This window comes from Actinopolymorpha sp. B11F2, from assembly GCF_040195635.1.
GTDB lineage: Bacteria > Actinomycetota > Actinomycetes > Propionibacteriales > Actinopolymorphaceae > Thermasporomyces.
Window position 1 is genome coordinate 406,338 of the sequence record NZ_JBEFTX010000005.1, and the last position, 8,096, is coordinate 414,433.

Consider the following 8,096-nt stretch of genomic DNA (forward strand, 5'->3'; position numbering starts at 1 on the left):
TTGATCGCAGCAACTGGTCCAACCAGGTGCGGGTCGAGGGTTCACTTTGGATTGGCTCTCGGCATAGCGTTCGGCGTGGACGCCAGTCACAGAGGAGCTTCATGCCAGCCTCGACACCCACATCGCCGCCCGCATACCACGACTACTTCCGCACGCTCCATGACCTGCTCGACACGGTGCGCAAGGACGAAGCCGGAGCTATCGACGCGGCCGCACACCGCATCGCCACTGCTCTTCGGGATCACAAGCGGGTGGCGTTGTTCGGCACGGGCCACTCGTCCCTGCTCGCCCTCGAGCTCTGCGGTCGGGCAGGCGGGCTGACCGGGATCGAGATCATCCACAACGCGACGCTTTCCATGGCCGAGGGACTGTCGAAGTCGACAGCGGCGGAACGGCTCGGTGGTTACGGCGAGATGCTCGTGCGCGAAGCCCGCCTCGCGGCCGGCGACGTCCTGCTTGTAATCAGCAACTCCGGCCGCAACGCCGTACCGGTCGAAGCACTTGCCACCGCACGAGCGCTCGGTGTCCACACGATCGCTCTGACCAGCCTGGCGCACAGCCAGTCGACAGCACCACGGCAGCCAGCTCCCGGTCGGCTGTTCGACTACGCCGACATCGTCCTCGACAACCACGGCGCACCGGGGGACGCCTGCGTCGACTTACCCGGCGTCGCCCATGCCGTGGGGCCGACCTCGACCGTCGTGGGAGCGGCCATCCTGCAGGCTGTGGCCCTGCGTGCCATGGAGCTGCTCGCCGCCAGCGGCCACCCGCCCGACGTCTACCTCAGCGCCAACGTCGACCCGATGGCGGCGCAGTGAGCTGGAGTTTGGCAAGCCGCACGGGTTCTTCGCATACCTGAACTCGTGGATCCCCAACTACGACATCCTGTTCAAGCCAGCTCGCTACTTGAAGCAGATCCGCAAGCAGCACGCCAAGCCCCGTGAACTGCCCAGATTCAAAGGCCGCGGCCTGTCGGACGCGGAGATGGCGGGCTCGTTGTCGGTCAGGTTCGCCACGCTCGCGGTGCTACTCACTCTTGGGCACCGCCTGCCGGTCTGGTCTCCGGTCCTGCTGGTCCTCGGCTTCGTCGCGATCTCGGTGGACCTCGGCCTGATGCCGCTGGGTGGAGCGCTGCTGGGAGCAGCCGCGCTCCAGTTGCGCCTCACCCAGCGACCCCGGCCTCAGTAAATCTCGATGTCGTCCAGGAACACGCCGTCCGCGGACTTGGTGAACGTCCGGGTGAACGCCACCTTCACATGCTGGGCCCGGACCGGCGCGAACCTGAGCTCGTACCGGTTGCCGGAGGCATCGTTCGGCCGGGTCACCTTGGCCCGGCTGGTCCAGGTGGTGCCGTCGTCACTGGTCAACACCTCGACCGTGTCCGGCCGGTACCCGGAGTACTCGACGTACCCCTGGACATCCACCTCGCGGACGACCTTCCGGTTGCCGAGATCGAAGCTCACGTCGAAGTCCTTCTTCTCGTCCGGCATGCCCTGGATCACGTATGGCCGGCCGTCGCCCCAGTTGTCCGAGATCACGCCGTCGGTCGACTCCAGCCCGGTCGAGTCCGGGAACCGCTCCGGCGGCGTCCAGGACTTCGTGTAGCTCAGGCCGCCGGCCAGGTTCTGCCGCGGCAGCGGGCTGCTCACGACCTTGAAACTCTCCAACGCCGGCGTGGCCGCCTTCAGCCGGACGTACCGGGCCTTGGCGTTGAGCCCGACGAAGTCCTCGCCGCCGTCGGCCTTGTTCCGGGTCCCTGCGTCCACCCAGCTCACCCCGTCGTACGAGGTCTGCACGGTGTACACGGCCGGCTGCGACGCACCCCACTTCAGGTACACGCCGTCCACCTGATGCTGCGAGCCGAGGTCGGCGACTCCACCGGTCTTGACCAGCTCAACCAGGTCCTTACCGGCCAGCTGCTTGCCCGCCGCCAGGTCCAGCACCAGAGCACGGATCCGGTCCAGGAAGGTGACGTCACCGGTGAACGTGCCGGGAGTGCTCACCAGTGCCTTGGCCAGGTCGGTCGCGAGATCCGGTCGGGTGCGCTTGAGGATTTCCACCACCTCCCAGTCCTCGATCCCGTCCCGGAGCGACTCCAGCCGGAGCGTGCGCTCGAACAGCATCCGGTCCTTGTCGGGGTTGACGACCCAGAAGTCGCCCTTGACGTCCTGGTCGTCCATCGAGATGTTCCAGTTGTTGAACGCCCAGTGCAGATGGCCGTTCGCGCCCCGGGCCGCGGCCAGCCAGCCGGTCAGCCGCTGGTAATACTCGGGCTGGTCGATGAACCGGTTGAGGAAACCGAGTGTCGGGATGTTGCAGTTGTAGAACCAGAGGTCCTTGCCCTGTGTGCGCGCCTCGTCGAACGGTCCCGGGTTCCATTCGTAGTTGAGTAGGTTCGGGATCGTGATGTCCTCCCGCTTGCTGACCTCGGTGGCGTTCGGGTCGTGGAAGGTGGCGTCGCCGATCTTGACCTCCGGCCAGATGCCCTTGATCAGGTCGAAGATGCCGTTCCAGCCCTCCCGGCCGGAGGCGCCCTGCGGCTCGTCGCCGACGTGCATCCACCAGAGCTTCTCCCAGCCCTTGGCCTTGATGTGGTCGCGCAGGGCGGTCACGTACTGGGTGATGTAGCTCCTGCCTTCGGGCGAGTCCCAGTCGACGTACTGCTTGACCGTCTTGCCGTTCGCATCCCGGGCCAGGATCTCGACGTCCCACTTGGTCCAGTACCCGGGGCCGCCGGCCATCCACAGGCCTTCCAGCCGGCTGACCGTGCCGCGGTCGATGAAGAACTTGGCCACCTGGTCGAAGGTGCGCCAGTCGAAGTGCACCTTGCCGTCCGAGTCGACGGTGGTACCGCCCTGGATCAGTAGGTTGCTGGTCGGCAGGCTCAGGTTGTTCTGCCGGTAGTCGCGGCGGATCCGGGCGTAGTCCTCCATCAGCTCCCACCACTTCGGTGTGAAGGGCGAGAAGCCGTAGTTCGCCAGCATCGTCTCGACCGGCGGCTCCTGGTACGAGATGGTGCCGAACAGCAGCGTCCACGCGACGTCGGTGAAGCCGCTGTCCTTGGCGTCCGGGATGGTCACCGGGCGGACGTTCACCGACAGCGGGACCACCTCGGTGCCGCTGTCGGTCTCGATCCGGATCGCGCCGCGGTAGATCCCGCCCGCGACGTTCTTCGGCACCTGGACCCGGATCCAGATCGGCTGGGTCTGGCCGGCCGGTACGGTCGTGCTGCGCTCGTTCGACAGGCCGTCGGGAAACAGGTCCGGGGCCGGGCGGCTCGGCGCGTACACGTATTGGTTACCGCCGAACACCGAGTTGTGGTTCAGGTGGACGAACTTGACGAAGTTGTACGTCAGGTTGGCCGCCGAGATCCGGTACGGCCCAGAGTCCAGCGGGGTGAAGTCGACCTTCTTGATCGTGAACGCGCGGGACCGGCGAATCACCACCTGGCCGGCCTCGAACTCGTTCCGGGCGGCGTCCAGGTTGAGCGCGGAGCTGCCGCCGGTGTCGCCTGGAAGGGAGTTCGGGAACACGTGAGTGGAGGCCCGGGACGCCCAGACCTGGGCCAGGTCCGGCTGGGCGACCGCGGAGTGCAGAGGTGCCTGCGCGACGAGTGCGCCCGCGCACACCATCGCTACCGAAGCGGCAAGGGATGTTTTCATCGAACCTCCTGGTGGCGGTCAGGTTCCCTTATTCTTGGGAGCTCGGCCGGACCGGGCCAACAAACCTGACTAGACCACTCAAAACTTGGGCGGGTTCGACTGGATGGACTCGGCCGTCGGCGGTCTGTGGGACAGCCTGCGCGGCCGACGATCAGCGTGTGGGAGCAGCTGGCCGCCGTCGCCCGGTTACGGGAGCTGGGCCGCGCCGAGGTCGACGAGAACGCCTTGTTCGCAATGGTGGCCCGGATGCGCGACATCACCGAGGAAGCCGCAGCCACCAGCCGCAAGGCTCGCCGAGACGCGGAGCGCCGCAGATCGAACCCGCCGAGGAGCCACACCACGGCCTCGGTGCCGGATCCACCGACGTCCGATCCCTGGATGGTCGCCGCGGCGCCGTTCGAGGTGATCGAACAGTGGTGATCGGCGAACCGGTAGACCTGTCGCATCTGCATCCGTCCGCGCAGCGGATCGCGCGGCTGCCCGATGAGGAACGATTGCGGTACGTGCGGGCGGACCGGTGGATCGGTTACCCGCGCGCCACCGAGGCGCTGAGGCGGATGGAGACGCTGCTGACCTGGCCGGCCAAGCAGCGGATGCCGAACCTTTTGCTGATCGGGCCGACCAACAACGGCAAGTCGATGATCATCGAGCAGTTCCGCCGCTCTCACCCCTGGCTGACCGACACACTCGACGCCGACGAGCAGGGCCAACTGGTGTTCGACACCTACGTCCGCCAGGGATCGGTGCTGCTGGCCCCCGGCCAGGCCGGGCGCAACACCGCGCAGCGCTTCAGGACGTGGCGCGGCCCCTGGCTGCCCGCGCACCCGCTGCGCCGGGTCTGCCCGGAGTGCGCGAAGGATCCCCAGCGCGGCACCGCGCTGATGTGGCGGCTGCCGATCATGACCGGCTGCGCGGAGCACGGCTGCCGGCTCGAACCCGAACGCGACGTCAACCTGGCCCTCGGCCTGGCCCCGCTGAAACCGGCACCGGTGGATCCGTTCGTCGCCGACCTCGACCGACGCACCCACGAGGGCGTAACCACCGGCATGGTCACGCTGCCCGGCCGCCCGGTGCACGTCGGCGTGTGGTTCCGGCTGCTGCGCACGCTGCTGGACGAGGTGAGCATGTCGCCGTCGCGGGTCCGTGTTCGTTCCCGCGTCACCCTGGAACGCGTCTGGCAGGCCACCGGCCGCCCAGTCCGCGCGGGTCTGACCGTGTGGCGCCCGTACGAACAGCTCGACTGGCCGCTCCAGGAGGCGATGCTGCACGCCGCCGCGGCCGCGCTGCGACTGGTCGCCGACCGGCGCATCACCCCGCGGGGAACCCTCGGCTCGGCGCTGGCCGCACCACCGCGCGAACGCGTCTACGACGGCGACGACCCCCGCCGCCGCCCGATGGCCGTGCCGGACCTCGCCACGGCCGTCGACCGCTGGCTCGACGCGGCCCGCACCGACCCCGAACCCGCCCGCCACCTGCTGCGGCTCCTCACCGCGGTCGACCCCAGCCCTCGACCGACTCAGCCAGTGACACCTGCGGCGTTTGCGGTCCGCAGGTAGCTGTAGACGGTTTCGCGGCTGATGCCGAATTCCTTGGCCAGCGCGGATTTCCGCTCCCCGGCGGCGGCGCGCTCACAAAGCAGGCCGGCCTGCTCGGGGGTGAGGGCGGGTTTGCGGCCGGTGTAAACGCCGCGCTGTCTGGCCGCGGCGATGCCCTCGCGCTGGCGTTCGAGGATCAGGGCGCGCTCGAACTCGGCGAAGGCTCCCATCACCGACAGCAGCAGGTTTGCCATCGGCGAGTCCGCCGGTGAAGGTGAGACTCTCCTTGACGAACTCGACCCGCACCACCTTGCCGGTCAGCATCCGCACGATGCGGCGCAGATCGTCGAGGTTGCGCGAGCCGATCCATGGAGTGCACGATCACGGTGTCGCCAGCGCGGACGAACGCCAGCATCTCGTCGAGCTTCGGCCGGGCGGTGTCCTTCCCGGACGCCTTGTCGGTGAAGGTCCGCTCGACCTCGATCCCGTCGAGCTGCCGAGCGGTGTTCTGGTCGACGCTGCTGACCCTGATATAGCCGACTCGCATGCTCCGGTTCCCTTCACGTCCCGGGTCGCGGCATGGCGCGATGGGGGCCCCTGCGGCCGGTAGCCGTCGGTGGGCTCGTGGCGGTTGGATTCCTGGACGAGCAGCGCGTGATCGTTGTAGCCACAGCGGCATTGGCGTCATCGATGCACGCAGCGGAGCCCTGATCGACCGTGTTCCGGATCCCGAAGGTACCTATGAGTGGTTCAGCGAGCCGTCGCCGTCGGCGACCTACGTGGGCACCGACCGCACCTATACGGTTCCCGTTGTGGGTTTATGGGGCGGCCGTCTCCGAGAAACCACGGCCGGTGGCTGGCGTTGCATGAGAACGACTGAGGGGGCGACCCTCAACGGCCCAGACGGGACTACGGTCCAGGTCGAGGATGACGAGGAGTTCCGTGCACTCGGGTTCTCGGCTGGGGGTGGCGTGTTCGTCTACGCGACTTCACCGACGCTGTACCTCGTCGCCCGCTGACACACTGATCGCGGCATGAGCGGGCCCAGACTGCTGCTACTCCGAGCGCCTCTGCTGGAGCCTGCGAGCCATGCGCGAAACCTGTTTCTCCGTGTCGTGCTGGGAGTCCATCAACTCGACAACCGCAAGGCAGAGGAGACGCTCCAACTCGGGTCGAGGAAGGTCCGCCACGGTCTCGGCAAGGGACTCCTCGCCGCCTGCCAGTTCCATGTGACAGAGCATCGCCAGTTGCTCGTCGACCTCTCGTGCAGCCATGCGGCCAACATAGTAGGCCCGTCCGCTCATCGGCATGGTCGTGATTCACGCTCGGCGGCAGATGAGTGCGTCGCTCAGACGTCGAGAGTGAGACGAGCGATCCTGAGGATTCGCTCGTAGTACGGTCGGGCGTCTGCTGGAAAGGCCGCCATTGAGCGCTGCAGTTCGTCAGCCGCCTTCACCAGTCGAGAACGGTCCAGGTCGGAAAGCGACCCAGCCCTGGTCGCCCAGCCGTAGATGTCGGCGCCGATCATGACCGCATCCACCTCCCCGTAGTCCATCCCCTTCTCCACGGCGTCCGGGGAGGGCTCAGCCATGTGGAGTCGCATCTCCTCGGCAAGGTCGTCGGGCACAGGTCGCAGCGTAGAACCTTGGCGCTTGCCAATCGGCACGAGCGCGCGGAATGCGGCATGTCCGGTCGCTACCGAACCCCTCCCGCGAGACCCTGGCGTCATGGCCAAATGGCGGTGCCCCTGCGGAGCGGGATCCAGTCAAGCGGAGCGATCCCCAACCCCAGCGAGTGGCTATTGATGTCCGACCGGGACTTCGACGCCTACGCTGGGATGGTGCAGGCAGACGATGTCTACCAGGCGATGACCCACGGCTTCCGCTGCGCGGACTGCGGTCGGTTCCACGTCTTCTGGTCTGGCCTCGACCATGATCCGACGGTCTACGCCGCCGAGCAGTGATCGCCGGATCGCGGCAGGAGAGTGCGCTTCATGCGGTCCACCTAGATACTTGCCCGGTGCGAGAATCGTCGGCTGACTGGGTGGCCCTCTCCCCGCGCTTCACGCCGGGCTGGCCCTGGCCCGAAGACTCATATGGCCTGGGACCGATGTATGGCGAGGACGGGTGGTGTCGAGGCTGCGGTACGTCGCGGGTCGAGCAGTCAGGCGCGCTCGTGATCCAGGGGAGCAAGTTCCCGGGCGCCGAGGTATGGATGCCGAACTGGCGCTACGACGTGGTCTGCGTTTCGGCGCGGCTGGCCGCCGACATCACCGGGCGGTTCGCCGTCGAGCTGGGAGAGGTGCACAAGCCACGCAAGGGTCCCACCGGGGTGAAACAGATCCTCCCCGCCCAAACGGTCGAACCCTGGCACCCGCCAGAGGATATGGTGCAGGCTGTGCGAGCGCGACACGGCCAGTTCGAGGGCGACAGGACGGGGTCGTCCTGCAGACAGTGCGGGCGCTGGAAGTGGCTGCCCGTGAGCGAGAACGAGGCGCCGATTATCGGCGACGCCTTGGTGTCCACCTCCGACGTCATTGCGTCACCCGAGGCGTTCGGGGACGGGCTCAAGTCGTTTCGTCATCTGCTCTTCCGGCGACCTCTCGGCGAGGCCCTCGTGGCCGCCGGCCCACGAAACTGGGACCTGATCGAGGTGGAGATCGCCTAGCGCGCAGCGGGCCCGCCCCACCTCGATTCGCATGCCCGCTCATCGGCATGGTCGTGCGTTCACAGCGTTCCCCCGACGGCCGGCGGATGTCCGGTCAGGGATCCCCGGGTTCGAGCGGTGATCGCAACACCCGATGGGTGAGGGGTGTTGTGGGTGCGGTTCTCTGTGCGGATGGTTCCGGAGGTGCATCAGCGGTTCTGGGAGGCGATGGCGCGGGGTGATTTCATCACCG

12 protein-coding genes are annotated in these 8,096 nt (G+C 67.5%); 7 read left to right on the forward strand and 5 right to left on the reverse strand.

Annotated elements, in window-relative coordinates:
- Nucleotides 1-101: 101 nt before the first annotated feature.
- The gene (locus tag ABN034_RS12675) at nt 102-818 is read left to right on the forward strand and encodes a sugar isomerase domain-containing protein (RefSeq protein ID WP_349691205.1); all 717 of its coding nucleotides are present in this window, start codon (nt 102-104) and stop codon (nt 816-818) included.
- Between the two features lie 88 nt (nt 819-906).
- Entirely contained in the window at nt 907-1,188 is a 282-nt protein-coding gene (locus ABN034_RS12680; protein WP_349691206.1) for a hypothetical protein, read from the forward strand.
- On the opposite strand, the gene ABN034_RS12685 is transcribed toward ABN034_RS12680, so the two are convergent.
- Nucleotides 1,182-3,662 carry a glycoside hydrolase domain-containing protein gene (locus ABN034_RS12685; RefSeq protein WP_349691207.1) on the reverse strand — a complete coding sequence of 827 codons (2,481 nt, stop codon included), beginning with the start codon at nt 3,660-3,662 and terminating at the stop codon, nt 1,182-1,184. The genes ABN034_RS12680 and ABN034_RS12685 overlap by 7 nt on opposite strands.
- A 156-nt stretch (nt 3,663-3,818) precedes the next feature.
- Here ABN034_RS12685 and ABN034_RS12690 point away from each other — a divergent pair, with 156 nt between their 5' ends.
- Entirely contained in the window at nt 3,819-4,082 is a 264-nt protein-coding gene (locus tag ABN034_RS12690) for a hypothetical protein (protein WP_349691208.1), read from the forward strand.
- On the forward strand, nt 4,079-5,218 hold the full coding sequence (locus tag ABN034_RS12700; RefSeq protein ID WP_502879026.1) for a TniB family NTP-binding protein: 1,140 nt from the start codon (nt 4,079-4,081) through the stop codon (nt 5,216-5,218). The genes ABN034_RS12690 and ABN034_RS12700 overlap by 4 nt, the downstream gene beginning before the upstream one ends.
- Here ABN034_RS12700 and ABN034_RS34375 read toward each other — a convergent pair.
- Nucleotides 5,179-5,451, reverse strand: coding sequence for a helix-turn-helix domain-containing protein (locus ABN034_RS34375; protein ID WP_502879027.1), 273 nt, complete (start codon nt 5,449-5,451; stop codon nt 5,179-5,181). The genes ABN034_RS12700 and ABN034_RS34375 overlap by 40 nt on opposite strands.
- Nucleotides 5,427-5,885: a recombinase family protein gene (locus ABN034_RS34380; RefSeq protein WP_502879028.1), complete on the reverse strand. Its 459-nt coding sequence runs from the start codon at nt 5,883-5,885 to the stop codon at nt 5,427-5,429. Before ABN034_RS34380 ends, ABN034_RS34375 begins: the two co-directional genes overlap by 25 nt.
- A gap of 178 nt (nt 5,886-6,063) precedes the next feature.
- On the opposite strand from ABN034_RS34380, the gene ABN034_RS12710 reads away from it, so the two are divergent.
- Nucleotides 6,064-6,216: a hypothetical protein gene (locus ABN034_RS12710; protein WP_349691209.1), complete on the forward strand. Its 153-nt coding sequence runs from the start codon at nt 6,064-6,066 to the stop codon at nt 6,214-6,216.
- A 36-nt stretch (nt 6,217-6,252) separates the two neighbouring features.
- On the opposite strand, the gene ABN034_RS12715 is transcribed toward ABN034_RS12710, so the two are convergent.
- Together ABN034_RS12715 and ABN034_RS12720 are read right to left on the reverse strand one after the other, a co-directional pair.
- Nucleotides 6,253-6,471: a hypothetical protein gene (locus tag ABN034_RS12715; RefSeq protein WP_349691210.1), complete on the reverse strand. Its 219-nt coding sequence runs from the start codon at nt 6,469-6,471 to the stop codon at nt 6,253-6,255.
- Nucleotides 6,472-6,545: 74 nt separating this feature from the next.
- A complete protein-coding gene (locus ABN034_RS12720; protein ID WP_349691211.1) occupies nt 6,546-6,824 on the reverse strand; it encodes a hypothetical protein in 279 nt (92 codons plus the stop codon).
- Nucleotides 6,825-6,932: 108 nt separating this feature from the next.
- Between ABN034_RS12720 and ABN034_RS12725 the strand changes: the two genes are divergently transcribed.
- On the forward strand, nt 6,933-7,160 hold the full coding sequence (locus ABN034_RS12725; protein ID WP_349691212.1) for a DUF8617 domain-containing protein: 228 nt from the start codon (nt 6,933-6,935) through the stop codon (nt 7,158-7,160).
- Between the two features lie 146 nt (nt 7,161-7,306).
- On the forward strand, nt 7,307-7,864 hold the full coding sequence (locus ABN034_RS12730; RefSeq protein ID WP_349691213.1) for a hypothetical protein: 558 nt from the start codon (nt 7,307-7,309) through the stop codon (nt 7,862-7,864).
- Nucleotides 7,865-8,096: the final 232 nt, after the last annotated feature.

Excerpts from the sequence above, each read along its gene's own strand:
- ABN034_RS34380 (WP_502879028.1), bottom strand. The coding sequence starts at position 5,885 with ATGACGCCAATGCCGCTGTGGCTACAACGATCACGCGCTGCTCGTCCA.
- ABN034_RS34375 (WP_502879027.1), bottom strand. The coding sequence starts at position 5,451 with ATGGCAAACCTGCTGCTGTCGGTGATGGGAGCCTTCGCCGAGTTCGAG.
- ABN034_RS12725 (WP_349691212.1), top strand. The coding sequence starts at position 6,933 with ATGGCGGTGCCCCTGCGGAGCGGGATCCAGTCAAGCGGAGCGATCCCC.
- ABN034_RS12675 (WP_349691205.1), top strand. The coding sequence starts at position 102 with ATGCCAGCCTCGACACCCACATCGCCGCCCGCATACCACGACTACTTC.
- ABN034_RS12730 (WP_349691213.1), top strand. The coding sequence starts at position 7,307 with ATGTATGGCGAGGACGGGTGGTGTCGAGGCTGCGGTACGTCGCGGGTC.
- ABN034_RS12685 (WP_349691207.1), bottom strand. The coding sequence starts at position 3,662 with ATGAAAACATCCCTTGCCGCTTCGGTAGCGATGGTGTGCGCGGGCGCA.
- ABN034_RS12710 (WP_349691209.1), top strand. The coding sequence starts at position 6,064 with ATGAGAACGACTGAGGGGGCGACCCTCAACGGCCCAGACGGGACTACG.
- ABN034_RS12715 (WP_349691210.1), bottom strand. The coding sequence starts at position 6,471 with ATGGCTGCACGAGAGGTCGACGAGCAACTGGCGATGCTCTGTCACATG.